Source organism: Streptomyces sp. NPDC018947, assembly GCF_044390505.1.
Lineage (GTDB): Bacteria > Actinomycetota > Actinomycetes > Streptomycetales > Streptomycetaceae > Streptomyces.
Genome location: NZ_JBIRZD010000015.1, coordinates 190,645 through 207,455, shown reverse-complemented (window position 1 = coordinate 207,455; position 16,811 = coordinate 190,645). Strand labels below are relative to the sequence as shown.

The following is a 16,811-nucleotide window of genomic DNA, read 5'->3' as shown; positions in this document are numbered from 1 at the left end:
TCCCGGCTCGCCGAGCCGCCGCGGACGCGATGGGATCGACGAGGTGCGAAGCAGCGATCCAGGGGCAGGCGAATGGCGTTCGCGGCAGACCGCCCGAAGCCGCAGAAAGGGATGAACACCGTGACACGACCCAGGATCCTGGTGGTCGGCGCAGGTTTCGCCGGCGTGGAGTGCGTCCGCCGTCTCGAGCGCAGGCTCTCCCCCCACGAGGCCGACGTCACCCTGGTGACGCCGTTCGCCTACCAGCTCTATCTCCCGCTGCTGCCCCAGGTCGCCTCGGGCGTGCTGACGCCCCAGTCGATCGCGCTGTCCCTGCGCCGCAGCAGGCGCTACCGCACCCGGATCATCCCCGGCGGGGCCGTCGGCGTGGACCTCAAGGCGAAGGTCTGCGTGGTGCGGACCATCACCGGCGAGATCGTCGACGAGCCGTACGACTACATCGTGCTCGCCCCCGGAAGCATCACCCGCACCTTCGACATCCCCGGTCTGACCGACCACGCCTTCGGCATGAAGACCCTCGCCGAGGCCGCCTACATCCGCGACCACGTCATCTCGCAGCTCGACCTCGCCGACGCCAGCCAGGATCCGGCCGAGCGCGCGTCCCGGCTCCAGTTCGTCGTGGTCGGCGGCGGATACGCGGGCACGGAGACGGCGGCGTGTCTGCAGCGGCTCACCCACGCGGCCGTCAAGCGCTACCCGCGCCTGGACCCGGCCCTGATCAAGTGGCACCTGATCGACATCGCGCCGAAGCTGATGCCCGAGCTGGGCGAGAAGCTCGGGCGCAGCGCGCAGGAGGTGCTGACGCGGCGCGGCATCGAGATCTCGCTGGGGGTGTCCATCGCCAAGGCCGGTCCCGAGGAGGTCACCTTCACCGACGGCCGGGTGGTGCCGACCCGCACCCTGATCTGGACCGCCGGCGTGGTGGCGAGCCCGCTGATCGCGACGCTCGGCGCGGAGACGGTCAGGGGACGGCTCGCGGTCACCGCCGAGATGTGCCTGCCGGGTCACGACGGGGTGTTCGCGCTCGGCGACTCGGCGGCGGTGCCGGACCTCGCCAAGGGCCAGGAGGGCGCCGTCTGCCCGCCCACCGCCCAGCACGCGACGCGGCAGGGCAAGCACGTCGCCGAGAACCTCATCGCCACCCTGCGCGGTCAGCCGATGCGGCCGTACGTCCACAAGGACCTGGGGCTGGTCGTCGACCTCGGCGGCACCGACGCGGTCTCCAAGCCCCTCGGCGTCGAGCTGCACGGCCTGCCCGCCCAGGCGGTGGCCCGCGGCTACCACTGGTCGGCGCTGCGCACCGGGGTGGCCAAGGCCAGGGTGGCGACCAACTGGATGCTGAACGCGGTCGCCGGCGACGACTTCGTGCGCACCGGTTTCCAGGCCCGCAAGCCGGCCAAGCTGAAGGACTTCGAGTACACGGACGCCTATCTGACGTCGGAGCAGGTGCGCGAGCGGGTCGAGGGAGCGGGCCGGTCCCCGTCGTGACCCGCCGCGGGGGATCCTCCTGCGGCATGGCATGCTGAATGTGGATCTCGGCGAGAATCGGCCTGAACTGGGAGAGTGTGCGGCGGCGTGAAGGCAGCGGGGCGCTCGGTGCGGACACGACTGCGGGACCGCGCCGCCGCGTCCGATCCCGGACTGCTGCGGCTGACGGCAGGACTGCGGACGGTGGGCGCCATCGCCCTGGCGCTGGCCGTGCTCGCCGCGCTCGGGTCGGACGTCACGCATCTGGTGGCGGGCGCCATGTCGGCGATGGTCGCCACCTTCGCCATCCGGGAGAAGCAGCCCGGTGCCCAGGCCGTCACCCTGGCGCTCGGCCTGCCGGTGGCGCTGGCGTCCGTGTCGGTGAGCACGGTGCTCACCCGTCATGTCGTCATCGGTGACGCCTTCTTCGTCGTCCTGATCTTCTGTGCGGTCTACAGCCGCCGGTTCGGCGACCGCGGCACCGCGCTCGGGCTGATCGGCTTCCAGGTGTACTTCGTCGCCCTGTTCGTGGGCGCCAGGACGTCCGCGCTGCCGGGGCTGTGGAGTGCGATCGCCGTGGCGTTCGCGTGCAGCGCCCTGGTGCGCTTCGCGATCGTGCCGGCCACGCCGGCCCGGGTCCTGTCACGGCTGCGGCAGGCCTTCCGGGCCCGGCTGGCGCAGCTCATCTCGGTGCAGATCGAGCTGCTGGACGCCGGGCCCGACGAGATCGACAGGACGCTGGAGCGGCTGCGGGAGGGCACCGCGCGGCTCCACGAGACGGCCCTCATGATCCAGTCCCGGCTGGAGGAGGGCACCCCGGACGCGTCCACGGCGCGTCTGGTGCAGCGCCGCATCGCGGACGCGGAGATCGCCGCCGAGCGCCTGGGCCTGCTGTTGCTGAGCGCGCGCAGCGCCGAGCGCGCGGACACCCTGACGCTGCATCTACCGGGCGCCCCGGCACCCTCGGTGGGCACGACGCCCGCGCCCGGCGAGGCGACGGCGGTCGTGCGCCGTGACCTCTCGGCGCTGCGGGCGCTGGTGCTGCGGCCGCCGTCCGAGGCCCGCGGCACGGCGCTGTCGCATCTGCGCAACCGGCTGCTCGGCTACCGCGACGAGGAGAACCTGCCCGAGGCGACGGCGGCCGTGCAGGACGTCTTCCGCGGCATCGGTGAGAGCGCGCGCGCCGTGATGGGGCTCAGGATCGCGCTGGACGGGCCGCAGGACGAGTCGGACGACACTCCGGCGACGACCCGCTCGCGCGAGGAGCTGGACGCCGAGGACGCCGCCATGGACGCCGGTGAGGAGGAGGTGCCGCAGGAGGAGGCGACCGGTCTGCGGCGGCCCACCACCCGTGCGGCCGTGCAGGTGGCCGTGGGGTCGTCCCTGGCGATCGTGGGCGGGGAGTTCCTGTCCTCGCAGCGCTGGTACTGGGCGGTCCTCACCTGCTGGATCGTCTTCATCAACACCGCGTCCACGGGCGAGATCCTGGTGAAGGGCTACCGCCGGCTGCTGGGCACCGTGTTCGGGGTGGTGGCCGGCATCGTGCTGGCCGGGCTGGTCGGCAACCACACCTGGACCGCGTTCGGGCTGACGCTGGTGTTCATCTTCGCGATGTTCTACACGGCGCCCCTGTCGTACACGCTGATGTCGTTCTTCGTGACGGCGATGCTCGGGCTGCTCTACACGGTGCTGCACACCTACAGCATGTCGGTGCTGCTGCTGCGGGTGGAGGAGACGGCGCTGGGCGCGGCCTGCGGGATCATCGCGGCGGCGCTGGTACTGCCGATCCACACGGACCGGCGTACGAACGAACTGCTGGGCACCGTCCTGGAGCGGCTGGTGGACGTCACCGAGGGCGCCGTCGACCAGCTCAGCGGCGGCCCGGCCGCCGATCTACTGGACACGGCGCGCGACCTGGACCAGGCGCTCGGCGATCTGCGGGGGGCCACCCAGCCGCTGACCCATCCGATCACGCCGTTGCGGGCCCGCCGGAACACGGCCCAGTACGTGGTGGCGCTGCTGGAGACCTGCGCCTATCACGCGCGGTCCCTGGCCGCGACGGCCGAGCTGCTGCCCACCCACCCCTCGATCGCGGCCGATCCTCGGCTGCGCGGCGCGGTGCGGCGCACGGTGCGCAACATCGAGGCGATCGCCGCCCGCGTCGCGGACGAGCACGCGGGCACGGAGGTGGAGACCGGGCCCAGCATCGCGTCGCTGCTGGAGCCGGACGTCGACGGGGCACCGCGCTACGGCCGCATCACGGGCCGCGTGCTGCGGCACCTGGAACGGCTGGACGAGGCCGTGGTGGGTCTCGCCCGGCCGCTCGGTGTGCCCGTCGCGGCGCCGAAGCGGTGACGGGTCAGAAGTCGCTGGGCAGCCCGCTGGCCTCGGCGATGCCGCGCAGCTCCTCGTTCTGCCGGTGGCGTTCCTTCAGGTAGTCGGCTATCTCGCCGAGGCGCTCGGGGTCGGAGGCGGTGGCCGCGTCCGTGACGACGCGGACGGGTCCGGTCTCCTCGGTGCTGATCTCGACGACCTCGTTGTCGAGCCGGCCGGTGACGGCGGTGGCGATGACCAGGGCGGCCTCGTCCCGGATCTCCTGGGGCAGCGCCTCGGCGTTGTCGCCGTCCAGGGAGAAGTCGATGGTGGGCATCTGGTGCTCTTCGATGGCCTGGAGGACCGGTTCGACCACGCTGAGCAGGAGCTGGTAGTCGTCGGTCTCCATGCGGAAGCGCAGGAGGTCCAGGTAGACGTCCACGGGACGTCCGTCCGGCGGAGGAATCTCGTGTTCGTTCATCCGCCCCGTGTTCCCCCTGCCGCGCGGATCAGACCCTGCGCCAGCGTGCCAGCGCGAACGAGAACACGCCGAAGAGCATCAGCCCCGCGGCGACCAGGGCCGCCAGCCAGGGGCCGAGGGGCGTCCCGGCGAAGGAGCGCAGGGTGTCGTCAAGACCCTTGGCCCGGTCGGGCTCGTAGTCGACGGCGGCGCGTACGGCGAAGGCTCCCGCCGTGGCGAAGACGATGCCGCGCGCCGTTCCGCCGCCCACACCGGTGACGTCGACCAGGCGCCGCGCCCAGGGGCTCAGCTCGCCGCGCTTCAGCTTCTTGTGGTAGCTGCGCCGCAGGGCCTGGACGGCGATCACCACGCCGGCCACGACGATCGCGGCCCCGGCCAGGCCCACGGCCCACCGCCCGGCGGGCATGCCGAGCAGCTTGGCGGTGACGTCGCGGGACTGCCGGTCGCCGGAGCCGCCGCCGCTGCCTCGCGAGCCGGCCGCGAAGGCCAGGACGGAGTAGGCGACGAACGCGTAGAACACGCAGCGGGCGGCGGCCGGCAGCCGCTTCTTCGCGGAGCGGCCGTCCTCGCCCACGGCGCCGAAGAGCGCCTCGGACAGCCGCCACAGGGCCATGCCGACGAGTCCGGCGCCCAGCGCCCACAGCAGGACGGCGCCGAACGGCTGCTGTGACAGTTCGGCGAGGGCGCCGCCGCGGTCGGCCTGCCGGTGGCCGTCGCCGAAGGCGATCCGCAGGGCCAGCAGCCCGACCAGCAGGTAGATGACGCCGCGGGCGGTCAGGCCCGCGCGGGCGGCTCCTTCGGCGGCCGATCCGTTCGCCGCCCGCCGCGCCCTGGCGCGGCCCGTGCGTGTCAGTACGCTCATCTGGTCTCCCCTCCCGGACTCTCCGCTTGCCCCGCCTTCTCCCCCGCACACCGCAGGCGTGCGGCTGCGGCCCGGCACGGCCGGCGAGGACAAGCCGCCCCGCCCCGAACGCCGGGGCCGGCGTTCGGGGCGGGGCGGCTTCCCGCTGCCGTCCGGGTGTCGTCAGGCCGTCGCGCGACGGCGGGTGCGCTCCCCCAGGGCCTCGTCGCGCACGCGGGCGCAGCTTCGGCTGATGAGCCGGGAGACGTGCATCTGGGAGATGCCCAGGCGGTCCGCTATCCGGCTCTGCGTCATGTCCTCGAAGAACCGCATGTAGAGGATCGCCCGCTCGCGTTCGGGCAGCCGGCGCAGCCCCTCCTTGGCGGACTCGCGGTCGATGACCGTGTCGTACGAGGCGTCCGCGGCGCCGAGGGTGTCGGCGAGGCTGTAGCCGTCGTCGCCGGCCGACAGCTCGGCGTCCAGCGACAGGGTGCTGAAGCTCTCCAGCGCCTCCATGCCGGCGCTGACCTCGTCCTCGGTGAGGCCCGTGTGGGCGGCCAGGGCGGCCACGGACGGTTCGGGGCTGCCCGGGCTCTGGGTGAGCTCGCGGCGTGCCACCCGCACCTTGTTGCGCAGTTCCTGGACCCGGCGGGGCACGCGCAGCGCCCACATCCGGTCCCGGAAGTGCCGCTTGACCTCGCCGGTGATGGTGGGCACGGCGTAGCTCTCGAAGGCACCGCGCTCCGGGTCGAAGCGGTCGATGGCCTTCACCAGCCCGAGTGCCGCGACCTGGCGCAGGTCCTCGATGGACTCGCCGCGGTCCCGGAAGCGGCCCGCGATCCGGTGGGCCATGGGCAGCCAGGCGGTGACGAGTTCGTCGCGGACGGCATCCCGCTCCGGGCCGTCCTCCAGGCCCGCCAGCCGGTGGAAGAGGTCCACCGTGTCCGGCGCGTCGTCGTGACGGCGACGGGCGGTGCCGGCCGGGGCGGGGGCGTCGGCCGGTTCGGGGGTACCGGGGCGGATGGTGGGCGTTTCAATGAGCATGCGGACTCGCTCCTGAACGGTGGTCTCAGGGGAACTTTCCGCGGAAGCGGCACTGTCCGGGTCCACCCGGAGGGGCCGAAGCAGTCATGCCGCTCCCGCTGCTGCGCCTCCGGTCCGAAGCACGAACTTGCGACTGCCCCCGCCCCGGTGGAACAAACTCCGCTTTTCGAAAAGTACTCAGGACAGCGGAACGACGACGGTGATGCGCTTGCCACCGGACGGAAGGTCTGCCACGCACACGTCGCAGGCCAGCCGGCAGACGATGGGCCAGCCCCGCCCGCCGATACGGCGGCGGCCCTGCGGGTCGGTCGGTGCCACGGCCACCGGAAGCTCGTCGCTGCGGTCGGCCACGGAGACGCGGACACCGGGGCCGACCATCTCGACCTGGAAGTCGGTGACACCGCCGCCGTGCAGGATCGCGTTGGTGGTCAGTTCGGAGGCGACGAGCAGGGCGTCCGACAGGGCGTCCGCGTCGTAGCGCGTGTGGCGGGTGCGGCAGCATTCGGTGACCACGCGCTCCACCGTCTCGCGCGCCTCGGCGGGTTTGCACGGCCGCGGCGGCCGGCTCCGGTGCGCGCGGGCCCGCTCGGCGGCGGCCGGGGTGGTGTGCCTGTCACACATCCGACAGCTCCCTGGTCGGTGGGATGGACGGTGGTGCCGTACCTGGCGGGGGCCGGCCCTCCCGGCGCCGCGCGCCCGCCGTGTGCTGTCCGGCTGACCTTCCACCGCACCTCCAAACCTTCGGCCCTCCGTACGGCCCAACGGCCATCCGGGCGCCTTCCGGGGGTACGCGGGGTGCATGACGGATGTTGTGGACTCGGACGAACTGCTGCGCCGCATGCACCGCGCCAGGGCCTGCGCGGTGGAACAGGAACGCACATGGCGGTCCCGGAGGGACGAGCTGCGCTCGACCGACCCCGAGGGTTCCCGGGAGGCGGCCGTCCGGACGATGGCGTACGAGGCGGTCCTGCGCGTGCTGGACGAGGTGCTGACCCCGGGCCGGCGCACGGCGTCGGGCTGAGCCGGCCGGTGCCCGGCGCCCCGCCGGGACCGGGGAGCGCACCGACCGGGTGCGCGAACGGGGGGACGTTCCGCGCCGTCCGCCGCCCGTGCGGGCGCGGGGTGACGCGCGCGGCCGCCGCGCGGCGGCCCGGGACGCGGTGAGGGCGCCCGCACCGGGGTGTGCGGCATGGCTGAGTCTCCGGCGGGAAACCGGGTCGGCATGACAGCCGACCACACCCGAGCACCTGTCCTGGAAGCCCTCGTCGAGTACCGCCGCGAGGGGCGGTTGTCGTTCACGCCCCCTGGGCACAAGCAGGCGCGCGGTGCCGATCCCGCGGTGCGGGAGGTGCTGGGCGACGCCGTCTTCTACGGTGACGTCCTGACGACCGGCGGGCTCGACGACCGGCTCACCCGGGGCCGGGTGCTCCAGCGCGCCCAGGAGCTGATGGCCGACGCGGTCCACGCCGATCACACGTTCTTCTCCACCTGCGGCAGCAGTCTCTCGGTGAAGGCGGCGATGCTCGCCGTGGCGGGCCCGCACGAGAAGCTGCTGATCGGCCGGGACGCGCACAAGTCCGTGGTGGCCGGTCTGATCCTGTCCGGCATCGAGCCGGTCTGGGTGGAGCCGCGCTGGGACGCCGAGCGGCATCTCGCCCATCCTCCGTCCGCCGAGGCCTTCGAGCAGGCGTTCGCCGACCACCCCGACGCCAAGGGCGCGCTGATCACCAGCCCGACGCCCTACGGCGCGAGTGCCGATCTGCGGGCCGTCGCCGAGGTCTGCCACCGGCGTTCGGTGCCGCTGATCGTCGACGAGGCCTGGGGCGCGCATCTGCCGTTCCACCCCGATCTGCCCTCGTGGGCGATGGACGCGGGCGCCGACATCTGCGTGACCAGCATCCACAAGATGGGCAGCGGTCTGGAGCAGGGGTCCGTGTTCCATCTGCGCGGCGACCTGGTCCCGCCGGAGCTGCTCGGCATGCGGGCCGACCTGCTGGGCACGACCAGCCCCTCGGCGCTCATCTTCGCGGGGCTGGACGGCTGGCGGCGCCAGATGGCGCTGCGCGGCCGGGAGGTGATGGGCGGGGCGCTGGATCTCGCGGCCGAGGTCCGCGCGGCCGTCGAGGAGATCGGCGGCATGCACGTCAACGACCGGGACGACTTCTGCGGCCCGGGGCTGGCCCACGGCTTCGACCCGCTGCCGGTGGTGATCGACCTCGACGGGCTCGGCGTGTCCGGCTACCGGGCGGCGGACTGGCTGCGCGAGAACCGCGGCATCGTCGCGCACCTGACCGACCACCGCCGCATCGGCGCGCAGATCACGCACGGCGACGACCACGAGACCGTGGGGGAACTGCTCGCCGCGCTCAAGGACCTCGCCGGGGCCGCCCCGGAGCTGGGCCCGGCGCCGCGGGTCGAGGTGCCGTCGCCGTCCGGGCTGCGGATGCCGCAGGTGATGCTGCCGAGGGACGCGTTCTTCGGGCCGACCGAGGACGTACCGCTGGACCGGGCCGCAGGACGCGTCGCCGCCGAGATGATCACGCCGTATCCGCCCGGCATCCCCGCGGTCCTGCCGGGTGAGCGGCTGGCCGAACCGGTGCTGCGCTATCTGCGCACCGGCCTGGACGGCGGGATGTACCTCCCGGACCCGAGCGACCCGTCGCTGGAGACGGTCAGGGTGGTGGCGGGTGACGACTGACCACACACGGTGATCACGCAGTGAGACGTGTCACGTGGCCCGGCACCGGATTTCCGGAACCGCGAGAGATGGTTTAGCGTTCACCCATACGTGGCGACGGAGTCGACGGACAGGTCCTCCGTGTGTCACCGCTTACGGCCCTGGCTGGCTTCCCCCGTCCAGCCAGGGCTTTTTCACGCCCGGACGGCGCCCTCCCACAACGCGCACGGAATTCGTACGGAATCCGCCGTCCGCCGAGGTGCTCAGGGGGCCGCCAGCGGCTGAAATGGGCTTAGGGAACGGACCGGAACCGAATCTCGGCGAGGAGCCCGGCCATGACCAAAGCGATCAAACTGCTCACCGCCCTCCCCCCGCCCCAGCGGGCCCGGCTCACGGCGCTCGCCCGGGAGGTCTCCTTCCCGGAGGACACCCACATCTTCGAGGCGGGCGGCAGGGCCGACCGCTTCTGGGTCATCCGGTCCGGCGCCGTCTCCCTGACCCAGCAGGTGACGCCGTTGCAGCGGGTGACCGTCGCCAGCCTGGGCGTCGGTGATCTGCTCGGCTGGTCGTGGCTCTTCCCGCCGTACGAGTGGGACTTCGGCGCCGAGGCCTTCAGCCCGGTGCGCGCCTACGAGTTCGACGCCGAGTCGGTGCTCGCGCTGTGCGAGGCGGACCCGCAGCTCGGCATCGTGCTGGTGCGGACCGTCGCGGAGATCCTCGCGCACCGGCTGGAGGCCACCCGGGGCCGGCTCATGGAGCACGCCGCGCTGCGGGGGCGCAGCGCGCTGTGAGGCGGCGTCAGACCCGGTAGCGGCGCAGCGCCGGCACGGCCGCGGCCAGGGCCAGCATCACCACGACGACGAGCAGCCCGCCGCCCGCGACCGCCTCGCGGGCCCCGAAGACGGAGCCGGCGCCGCCGTGCAGGACGTCGGCCAGGCGCGGGCCGCCCGCGACGACCACGGTGAAGACGCCCTGCATCCGCCCGCGCATCTCGTCGGTCGCGGCGGACAGCAGGATCGCCCCGCGGAAGACCATGGAGACCATGTCGGCCGTCCCCGCCACGGCGAGGAAGGCGACGGCGAGCCACAGGCTGTCGCTCAGTCCGAACCCGGTGACGGCCGCGCCCCAGACGACGACGGAGCCGATCACCATCCACCCGTGCCGGCGGGCGCGGGAGAACGTGCCCGAGAACAGTCCGCCCGCCACGGCGCCGACGGGGACGGCCGCGAACAGCAGGCCGAGCGCGAGCCCCTCGCCCCAGGGGGCGTAGGTCTCGGCGGCGAGCTGGGGGAACAGGGCACGGGGCATGCCGAGGACCATGGCGACGATGTCGGCCAGGAAGGAGAGCAGCAGCACCGTGTGCCCGGCGATGTAACGGAAGCCGGCGGCGATCTCCTTGACGCCCGCGCGCCGCGGTGCCGTGCTCGTCAGGGGCGGCAGGGCGGGCAGCCGGTGGACCGCCCAGACGGTGACGCACAGGGCGAGCGCGTCGACGAGGTACAGCTCGGCCAGGCCGACGACGGGGATGAGCGCGCCGGCGAGCAGCGGGCCGACGATCTGGCCGGTCTGCATGACGGTGGAGCCGAGCGCGTTGGCCGCGGGGAGTTCGTCCTCGGGGACCAGGCGGGCGATGGAGGCGCTGCGCGCGGGGGCGTTCAGGCCCCAGAAGGCCTGCTGGAGCGCGAGCAGCAGCATCAGGACGCCCACCGACTCGATGCCGGTGACGGCCTGCGCCCAGAACAGCAGGGACGTCACGGCGATGCCGACGTTCGTGATCAGCAGGAGCTTGCGGCGGTCCATGGCGTCGGCGACCGCTCCGCCCCACAGCGCGAACACGATCAGCGGCAGCAGCCCGGCGAGGCTCGCCGCGCCGACCCAGGCGGAGGAGCCGGTGATGTCGTAGATCTGCTTGGGCACGGCGACGGCGGTGAGCTGGCTGCCGACGGCCGTGACGACGGTCGAGGACCACAGCCTGCGGTAGGCCGGGCGGCGCAGGGGGCGGGTGTCCATCGCCCAGCGGCGCCGGCCGCGCCGCTCTCCGTCCGCGGCGGGGGCGTCGTCCGGGGATTCGGTACTGCTCTCGGTGTCCACGCGCTTCCTACGTGCTCGATACATCCTTCGACTGCGGGGCCTACTATCGCAGCTCCGTTCGGGCGGCTCGGGCGTCGCGCGGTCCGGCACCTGACGTGCGGTCAGGCGCCCGCGATCAGGGTGAGGCCGAGGACGATCATGGTGGCGGCGACCAGTCCGTCCAGGACGCGCCAGGCGGCGGGCCGCGCCAGGAAGCGGCCGAGGAAGCGGGCACCGAAGCCGAGCGCGGCGAACCAGCACAGGCTGGCGACCGCGGCCCCCAGTCCGAAGGTCCAGCGCAGCGGGCCGCGGTCGGCGGCGACGGAGCCCAGCAGGAACACGGTGTCGAGGTAGACGTGGGGGTTGAGCCAGGTCAGCGCCAGGCAGGTGAGCACCGCCCGCCGCCGTGAACCCGCCGCGTCGCCCTCCGCCCGCAGCGCGCCGGCCGGCCGGACCACGCGCCGGGCGGCCAGCGCCCCGTAGGCGAGCAGGAAGAGGCCGCCGATCCAGGCGATCACGGTCAGCGCCTCGGGCCAGGCCACCACCACCGCGCCGACCCCGCCGACGCCCAGCGCGATGAGTACCGCGTCGGACAGGGCGCAGATGCCGACGACGGCGAGGACGGCGTCACGGCGGACGCCCTGGCGCAGGACGAAGGCGTTCTGGGCACCGATGGCGACGATGAGCGAGAGACCGGTGCCGAAGCCCGCGGCCGCGGTGGTCAGGGCGTTGTTCATGCTCCCGACGCTAAGCGGGACGATCACTGCCCGTACAGCTAAAGATTCTTACGTATCCTTAGGGATTGTGATGACGACGGATCTGCCGCTGGACCAGGTGCGCACGCTCCTGGCCGTGGTGGACGAGGGCACCTTCGACGCGGCCGCCGCCGCCCTGCACGTGACGCCGTCCGCGGTCAGCCAGCGGGTGAAGGCGCTGGAGCAGCGCACCGGGCGCGTGCTGCTGCTGCGCACCAAGCCGGTGCGGCCCACGGAGTCCGGGGCGGTGCTGGTCCGCCTCGCGAGGCAGATGGCCCGGCTGGAGCGGGACGCGTACGCCGAACTGGGGCTGAGCGGGGCGGCCGGGGAGCCGACGCGGGTCTCGATCGCCGTCAACGCCGACTCGCTGGCGACGTGGTTCCTCGGCGCGCTCACGCGGGTGCCGCAGGAGCCCCGGCTCTGTTTCGAGCTGCGCCGCGAGGACGAGGGGCACACGGCGACGCTGCTGCGGGAGGGCGTGGTGATGGCCGCGGTGACCTCCTCGCCCGATCCGGTGCCGGGCTGCACCGTCCGGGCCCTGGGCCGTATGCGCTACCGGCCCTGCGCCGCCCCGGAGTTCGCCGCCAGGTACCTGGACGGGCCGCTGCGCAAGGTGCTGCCCGAGGCGCCGGTGGTGTTCTTCGACCGGCGGGACGACTTCCAGGACGGCTTCGCCCGGCGGCTCGGGGTGGGCGGAGCCGCCCCGGGGCGGCATTACGTGCCCACGTCGGAGGGCTTCGTGGAGGCGGTCGTCGCGGGGCTGGGCTGGGGCATGGTGCCGCAGCCGCAGGCCGAACCCCTGCTGGAGGCCGGGCGGCTCGTCGACTTCGCCCCGGACCGGGCGGTCGACATCCCGCTGTACTGGCAGCAGTGGAAGCTCGACTCCCCGGCGCTGGCCGCGGTGGCCGAGGCGGTGGTGGCGACGGCCGCGGAGGAGTTGCGGAACCAGGCGCGTGCGGTACTCCCGGCGAACGGGCGGTTTCACTCCGCTGTCGACAGGTCACCCGAAACGGAGTAATGCATTCACGAGGGCGCGACACTATTCGATCGCAGGTGACTTTGATGGACGACTGGCGAGAGCACGCCGCGTGCCGCACGGAGGACCCGGACCTGTTCTTCCCGATCGGCACCACCGGCCCGGCACTGTTGCAGACCGAGCAGGCGAAGGCGGTCTGCCGGCGCTGCCCGGTCCGGGAGCAGTGTCTGCAGTGGGCACTCGACACGGGGCAGTCCCTCGGCGTCTGGGGCGGGACCAGCGAGAACGAGCGGCGCGCGCTGAAGCGGCGCACGGCCGCGCGACGGCGCTCCGGCTGAGGACGGCCGGTCACGGCTCCATGTGGCCGGCCGCACAAGGCCGGTCACGGCCGGGGACCACGGGCAGGACCAGGGACGGCGGGCACGCCGGTGAATCGGCTGCCGCCGTTCCCGGACGTCCGCCGTTCCCGGACGTCCCGCCCGTCTGCCCCGGCCACCGCGGCCGGCGCGAAACTCACGGGCCGGTGCGGCGCAGCGGCCCCCAGGGGCGTTCCTGGAGTTCCACCTCGACGCGGGCCTCCTCGATGACCTCGGGGGCGATCCAGCACATCGGCCGGGCGTCGGTGACCAGCGGCTCGTTGTCCGGGCCTCGGCCCGCCTCCCGGCCGGTGAGCACCCAGGGCCGTACGCCCGGGCCCTTGTCGTGCGGGAGATGCGCGTAGTCGTGCAGCCGGCGGGCCGCCCACACCCGTACGGGGCGGTCGGCCCACCACTCCTCCACGTCGAGCGGACTGGCCGACAGGCCCGGCATGGCGACACCGGTCAGCTCGTCGGTGCTGGAGGCCTCGGCGAGGTCGGTGCCGGGACCGCGCGACCAGCGCACGTACAGACCCCGGTGCCGTGCGACCAGGTCGGTGAGTCCGTCCAGTGTGCGCACCACCGACAGGTCGTCCGGCGTGCCCCTGTGCTGACCTCCCTCGTCGGCCATGTGCCGCTCTCCTTCCTTGCCCCGTCAGGGCGACGGGGTACCCGGACAACGGGAGAGGAAATCGTGCCGCTCAGGCCGTCTGCCGCGCCGCGGCCCGGCCCGCCGCGCGCCCGGAGAAGAGGCACCCGCCGAGGAAGGTGCCCTCCAGGGCGTTGTAGCCGTGCACCCCGCCGCCGCCGAAGCCGGCCACCTCGCCCGCCGCGTACAGCCCGTCGACGGGCGTGCCGTCGGCGCCCAGGGCGCGGGAGTCCAGGTCCGTCTGGATGCCGCCCAGGGTCTTGCGGGTGAGGATGTGCAGCTTGACGCCGATCAGCGGACCGGCCTCGGGGTCGAGGATGCGGTGCGGGGCGGCGACCCGGCCGAGGCGGTCGCCGATGTAGCGGCGGGCGTTGCGTATGCCCTGCACCTGGGCGTCCTTGGCGTACGGGTTGGCCATCTGGAGGTCGCGGGCCTCGATCTGGCGCCGGATGGAGGCAGCGTCGAGGAGCGGCTTCTCCGTCAGCCCGTTCATCGCGTCGACCAGTCGCTCCAGGCCGGGCGCGGTCACGAAGTCGGCTCCCTCCCGCAGGAAGGCGTCCACCGGGCCGGGCGCGCCCTTGCCGAGGACGCGTTCGCGCAGGAACCCGGCGCGGTCCTTGGCGGTGATGTCGGGGTTCTGCTCGGAGCCGGAGAGCGCGAACTCCTTCTCGACGATCTTCTGGGTGAGGATGAACCAGGAGTGGTCGTGGCCCGCGAGGTCCTCGGCGGTGCGCAGGTGCCGGAGGGTGCCGAGGGTGTCGTAGCCGGGCAGGTACGGCGAGGGCAGGCGGCGGCCGAGCGCGTCGAACCACATCGAGGACGGTCCGGGCAGGATGCGGATGCCGTGGCCGGGCCAGACCGGGTCCCAGTTGCGCACCCCCTCGGTGTAGTGCCACATCCGGTCGCGGTTGACGAGGCGGGCGCCCGCCTCTGCGCTGATGCCGAGCATCCGCCCGTCGACGTGGGCGGGTACGCCGGTGACCATCCGCGCGGGCGGGGTGCCGAGGCGTTCGGGCCAGTGGCGGCGGACGGTGTCGTGGTCGGCGCCGATGCCGCCTGAGGTCACGATCACGGCCGGGGCGGCGATGTCGAACTCGCCGACGGCGTCCCGGTTGGAGGCGACGCCTCGGGGCGAGTGGTCCTCGGCGAGGAGCGTGCCGCGGACCCCGCGCACCGCGCCGCCCTCCACGACCAGGTGGTCGACGCGGTGGCGGTGGTGGAAGGTGAGCAGCCCGTCGCGAGCGGCCTGCCGCGCGTACCGGACGAACGGCTCGACCACGCCGGTGCCGGTGCCCCAGGCGATGTGGAAGCGGGGCACCGAGTTGCCGTGCCCGCCGGCGGTGAGGTCGCCGCGCTCGGCCCAGCCGACGGTGGGCAGGAAGGTGATGCCGTGCCCGGCCAGCCAGGACCGCTTCTCCCCCGCCGCCCACTCGACGTAGGCCCGTGCCCAGCGCACCGCCCAGGAGTCCTCGTCGTCGGTCCGGTCGAAGCCCGCGCTGCCCTGCCAGTCGCTCCAGGCCAGGTCGAAGGAGTCCTTGACGCCGAGGCGCCGCTGCTCCGGGGAGTCCACGAGGAACAGTCCGCCGAAGGACCAGAAGGCCTGCCCGCCGAGGTTGGCCGCGTTCTCCTGGTCGACCAGCGCGACCCTGCGGCCCCGGCTGGTCAGCTCGTGCGCCGCGACCAGGCCCGCCAGACCCGCTCCGACCACGATGACGTCGGCTTCCATGACGACCGTCCCTTCCTCGTCCGTCTCAACAGGGGGTGTTGCCCGGGGTGCCGTCGGAGCCGTCACCGGGGCGGCCTCCGTCGGTGAGCAGCGCGGTGAGAAGCTGTTTCAGCCAGCCGCGGGCGCGCTCCACGTCCCGGTCGAGCAGGAGCTGGACGGTGACGCCGTCGTAGGCGGCGACCACGGCGTGCGCGGCGGCGTCGGCGTCGCCCAGCACGGCGGGCAGCGGGGCCTGCCCGTGGGCCCGTGCCAGGCGGTCCGCGACGGCCGCCCGCAGCCGCGCCCGGTGCTCCAGCAGGGTCCGTGCCACCTCCGGGTCGCGGGCCGCGTGCACCAGGAAGTCCGTCTTCACGAGGAGCCAGTCCCGGTCGAGCAGCAGCACCCCGGTGACGCGGTCCACGGCGGCCCGGACGTCGAGGTCCGGGCCGTCGAGGGCGAGGGCGCCGGAGACCTGGTCCGCGATCAGCCCGGCGCGCTCCCGGTAGAGGGCGAAGAACAGCTCGTCGAGGCTGTCGAAGTTCGAGTAGAAGGCCCCCCGGCTGTACCCGGCGGCCTCGCAGACCTCCTCGATGGAGACCCGGCCGAACCCCTTGGCGGCGAACACCGTGAACGCGGCCTCCAGCAGGTTGGCGCGGGTCCGCGCGCGCCGCCTGGTCACCCGCCCCTCCCGCGGCTCCACCACCACGCACCGCCCTCCGCCGTCGGATACGGGAATGTATCGAATACACCGCTGTATCGAAAGAGCCCGGACAGTGCGGCGGATCGGCCGGGATAGAACAGATTTTCGATTGCGAGGTACGCTGGTTCCATGACCAGGCACCTCCAGGGATCCCTCTTCGACCAGGCGGACGACGTCCGGCTCGGTCCCCTCGACGGGGTGCGCCGCACCCCGCTGGGCTCCGGAGCCTGGATCGACGTGCTCCCCGGGTGGCTCAGCGGCGCCGACGCGCTGTTCGAGCGGCTGGCGGCCGAGGTTCCGTGGCGGGCGGAGCGGCGGGCGATGTACGACCAGGTGGTCGACGTGCCCCGCCTGCTCGCCTTCTACGGCGCCGGCGACCCGCTCCCCCACCCGGTGCTCGACGAGGCCAGGGACGCGCTGTCCGCGCACTACGCGGCGGAGCTGGGCGAGCCGTTCACCACGGCGGGGCTCTGCCAGTACCGCGACGGCCGGGACAGCGTCGCCTGGCACGGCGACCGGATCGGGCGCGGCGCCCGCCAGGACACCATGGTCGCCATCCTCTCGGTCGGCGCGCCCCGCGACCTGCTGCTGCGCCCGGTGGGCGGGGGCGGCGGCACCGTGCGCCGCCCGCTGGGCCACGGCGACCTGATCGTCATGGGCGGCTCCTGCCAGCGCACCTGGGAGCACTGCGTCCCCAAGAGCACCCGCGCCGTCGGCCCGCGCATCAGCGTCCAGTTCCGTCCGCGCGGAGTGCGCTGAGCGTCGCCCGCGCCAGGC

At 73.7% G+C, this 16,811-nt stretch carries 17 protein-coding genes; 8 read left to right on the top strand and 9 right to left on the bottom strand.

The genetic code is table 11. The features are described 5' to 3' along the window. Positions 1-111: 111 nt before the first annotated feature. Together ACH499_RS26955 and ACH499_RS26950 are read left to right on the top strand one after the other, a co-directional pair. On the top strand, positions 112-1,488 hold the full coding sequence (locus ACH499_RS26955; RefSeq protein WP_356206430.1) for an NAD(P)/FAD-dependent oxidoreductase: 1,377 nt from the start codon (positions 112-114) through the stop codon (positions 1,486-1,488). 87 nt (positions 1,489-1,575) lie between these two features. Beyond that, positions 1,576-3,822, top strand: coding sequence for an FUSC family protein (locus ACH499_RS26950; protein ID WP_356206427.1), 2,247 nt, complete (start codon positions 1,576-1,578; stop codon positions 3,820-3,822). Positions 3,823-3,826: 4 nt separating this feature from the next. Here the strand turns inward: ACH499_RS26950 and ACH499_RS26945 are convergent, their stop codons facing one another. The 4 genes from ACH499_RS26945 to ACH499_RS26930 form a co-directional block, all read right to left on the bottom strand. Beyond that, positions 3,827-4,261: a hypothetical protein gene (locus ACH499_RS26945; RefSeq protein WP_356206425.1), complete on the bottom strand. Its 435-nt coding sequence runs from the start codon at positions 4,259-4,261 to the stop codon at positions 3,827-3,829. Positions 4,262-4,289: 28 nt separating this feature from the next. After that, entirely contained in the window at positions 4,290-5,123 is an 834-nt protein-coding gene (locus ACH499_RS26940) for a DUF1206 domain-containing protein (protein WP_356206422.1), read from the bottom strand. A gap of 162 nt (positions 5,124-5,285) precedes the next feature. Then, positions 5,286-6,146: a SigB/SigF/SigG family RNA polymerase sigma factor gene (locus tag ACH499_RS26935; RefSeq protein WP_399018897.1), complete on the bottom strand. Its 861-nt coding sequence runs from the start codon at positions 6,144-6,146 to the stop codon at positions 5,286-5,288. 177 nt (positions 6,147-6,323) lie between these two features. Next, complete coding sequence (locus ACH499_RS26930; RefSeq protein ID WP_399018895.1) at positions 6,324-6,767, bottom strand: ATP-binding protein; 444 nt, start codon at positions 6,765-6,767, stop codon at positions 6,324-6,326. Positions 6,768-6,945: 178 nt separating this feature from the next. Between ACH499_RS26930 and ACH499_RS26925 the strand changes: the two genes are divergently transcribed. The 3 genes from ACH499_RS26925 (at position 6,946) to ACH499_RS26915 (ending at position 9,614) form a co-directional block, all read left to right on the top strand. Further along, positions 6,946-7,167, top strand: coding sequence for a hypothetical protein (locus tag ACH499_RS26925; RefSeq protein ID WP_356201242.1), 222 nt, complete (start codon positions 6,946-6,948; stop codon positions 7,165-7,167). A 201-nt stretch (positions 7,168-7,368) separates the two neighbouring features. After that, positions 7,369-8,844, top strand: a complete 1,476-nt coding sequence (locus tag ACH499_RS26920; protein ID WP_399018942.1) for an aminotransferase class I/II-fold pyridoxal phosphate-dependent enzyme — start codon at positions 7,369-7,371, stop codon at positions 8,842-8,844. A 314-nt stretch (positions 8,845-9,158) separates the two neighbouring features. After that, positions 9,159-9,614 (top strand): cyclic nucleotide-binding domain-containing protein, encoded by a 456-nt coding sequence (locus ACH499_RS26915; RefSeq protein WP_356201243.1) that lies wholly within the window; start codon positions 9,159-9,161, stop codon positions 9,612-9,614. Between the two features lie 7 nt (positions 9,615-9,621). Here ACH499_RS26915 and ACH499_RS26910 read toward each other — a convergent pair whose 3' ends face one another. Together ACH499_RS26910 and ACH499_RS26905 are read right to left on the bottom strand one after the other, a co-directional pair. Next, a complete protein-coding gene (locus ACH499_RS26910) occupies positions 9,622-10,938 on the bottom strand; it encodes an MFS transporter (protein ID WP_399018892.1) in 1,317 nt (438 codons plus the stop codon). Between the two features lie 77 nt (positions 10,939-11,015). Next, positions 11,016-11,630: a LysE/ArgO family amino acid transporter gene (locus ACH499_RS26905; RefSeq protein ID WP_356201246.1), complete on the bottom strand. Its 615-nt coding sequence runs from the start codon at positions 11,628-11,630 to the stop codon at positions 11,016-11,018. Between the two features lie 70 nt (positions 11,631-11,700). On the opposite strand from ACH499_RS26905, the gene ACH499_RS26900 reads away from it, so the two are divergent. Beyond that, a complete protein-coding gene (locus ACH499_RS26900) occupies positions 11,701-12,666 on the top strand; it encodes a LysR family transcriptional regulator ArgP (protein ID WP_399018890.1) in 966 nt (321 codons plus the stop codon). 44 nt (positions 12,667-12,710) lie between these two features. Then, a complete protein-coding gene (locus tag ACH499_RS26895) occupies positions 12,711-12,962 on the top strand; it encodes a WhiB family transcriptional regulator (RefSeq protein WP_356201250.1) in 252 nt (83 codons plus the stop codon). 175 nt (positions 12,963-13,137) lie between these two features. On the opposite strand, the gene ACH499_RS26890 is transcribed toward ACH499_RS26895, so the two are convergent. The 3 genes from ACH499_RS26890 to ACH499_RS26880 form a co-directional block, all read right to left on the bottom strand. Then, complete coding sequence (locus ACH499_RS26890; RefSeq protein ID WP_399018888.1) at positions 13,138-13,611, bottom strand: DUF6098 family protein; 474 nt, start codon at positions 13,609-13,611, stop codon at positions 13,138-13,140. A gap of 70 nt (positions 13,612-13,681) precedes the next feature. Continuing rightward, complete coding sequence (locus ACH499_RS26885) at positions 13,682-15,355, bottom strand: FAD-binding dehydrogenase (RefSeq protein WP_399018886.1); 1,674 nt, start codon at positions 15,353-15,355, stop codon at positions 13,682-13,684. 25 nt (positions 15,356-15,380) lie between these two features. Beyond that, positions 15,381-16,013 (bottom strand): TetR/AcrR family transcriptional regulator, encoded by a 633-nt coding sequence (locus ACH499_RS26880; protein WP_356201255.1) that lies wholly within the window; start codon positions 16,011-16,013, stop codon positions 15,381-15,383. Positions 16,014-16,163: 150 nt separating this feature from the next. On the opposite strand from ACH499_RS26880, the gene ACH499_RS26875 reads away from it, so the two are divergent. Then, positions 16,164-16,793, top strand: coding sequence for an alpha-ketoglutarate-dependent dioxygenase AlkB (locus tag ACH499_RS26875; protein WP_399018883.1), 630 nt, complete (start codon positions 16,164-16,166; stop codon positions 16,791-16,793). Positions 16,794-16,811 lie beyond the last annotated feature (18 nt).

Coding starts and splice junctions, on each gene's coding strand:
- ACH499_RS26905 (WP_356201246.1), bottom strand. CDS start 11,630: ATGAACAACGCCCTGACCACCGCGGCCGCGGGCTTCGGCACCGGTCTC.
- ACH499_RS26895 (WP_356201250.1), top strand. CDS start 12,711: ATGGACGACTGGCGAGAGCACGCCGCGTGCCGCACGGAGGACCCGGAC.
- ACH499_RS26885 (WP_399018886.1), bottom strand. CDS start 15,355: ATGGAAGCCGACGTCATCGTGGTCGGAGCGGGTCTGGCGGGCCTGGTC.
- ACH499_RS26925 (WP_356201242.1), top strand. CDS start 6,946: ATGACGGATGTTGTGGACTCGGACGAACTGCTGCGCCGCATGCACCGC.
- ACH499_RS26910 (WP_399018892.1), bottom strand. CDS start 10,938: ATGTATCGAGCACGTAGGAAGCGCGTGGACACCGAGAGCAGTACCGAA.
- ACH499_RS26875 (WP_399018883.1), top strand. CDS start 16,164: ATGACCAGGCACCTCCAGGGATCCCTCTTCGACCAGGCGGACGACGTC.
- ACH499_RS26915 (WP_356201243.1), top strand. CDS start 9,159: ATGACCAAAGCGATCAAACTGCTCACCGCCCTCCCCCCGCCCCAGCGG.
- ACH499_RS26945 (WP_356206425.1), bottom strand. CDS start 4,261: ATGAACGAACACGAGATTCCTCCGCCGGACGGACGTCCCGTGGACGTC.
- ACH499_RS26935 (WP_399018897.1), bottom strand. CDS start 6,146: ATGCTCATTGAAACGCCCACCATCCGCCCCGGTACCCCCGAACCGGCC.
- ACH499_RS26900 (WP_399018890.1), top strand. CDS start 11,701: ATGACGACGGATCTGCCGCTGGACCAGGTGCGCACGCTCCTGGCCGTG.
- ACH499_RS26930 (WP_399018895.1), bottom strand. CDS start 6,767: ATGTGTGACAGGCACACCACCCCGGCCGCCGCCGAGCGGGCCCGCGCG.
- ACH499_RS26920 (WP_399018942.1), top strand. CDS start 7,369: ATGACAGCCGACCACACCCGAGCACCTGTCCTGGAAGCCCTCGTCGAG.
- ACH499_RS26890 (WP_399018888.1), bottom strand. CDS start 13,611: ATGGCCGACGAGGGAGGTCAGCACAGGGGCACGCCGGACGACCTGTCG.
- ACH499_RS26940 (WP_356206422.1), bottom strand. CDS start 5,123: ATGAGCGTACTGACACGCACGGGCCGCGCCAGGGCGCGGCGGGCGGCG.
- ACH499_RS26955 (WP_356206430.1), top strand. CDS start 112: ATGAACACCGTGACACGACCCAGGATCCTGGTGGTCGGCGCAGGTTTC.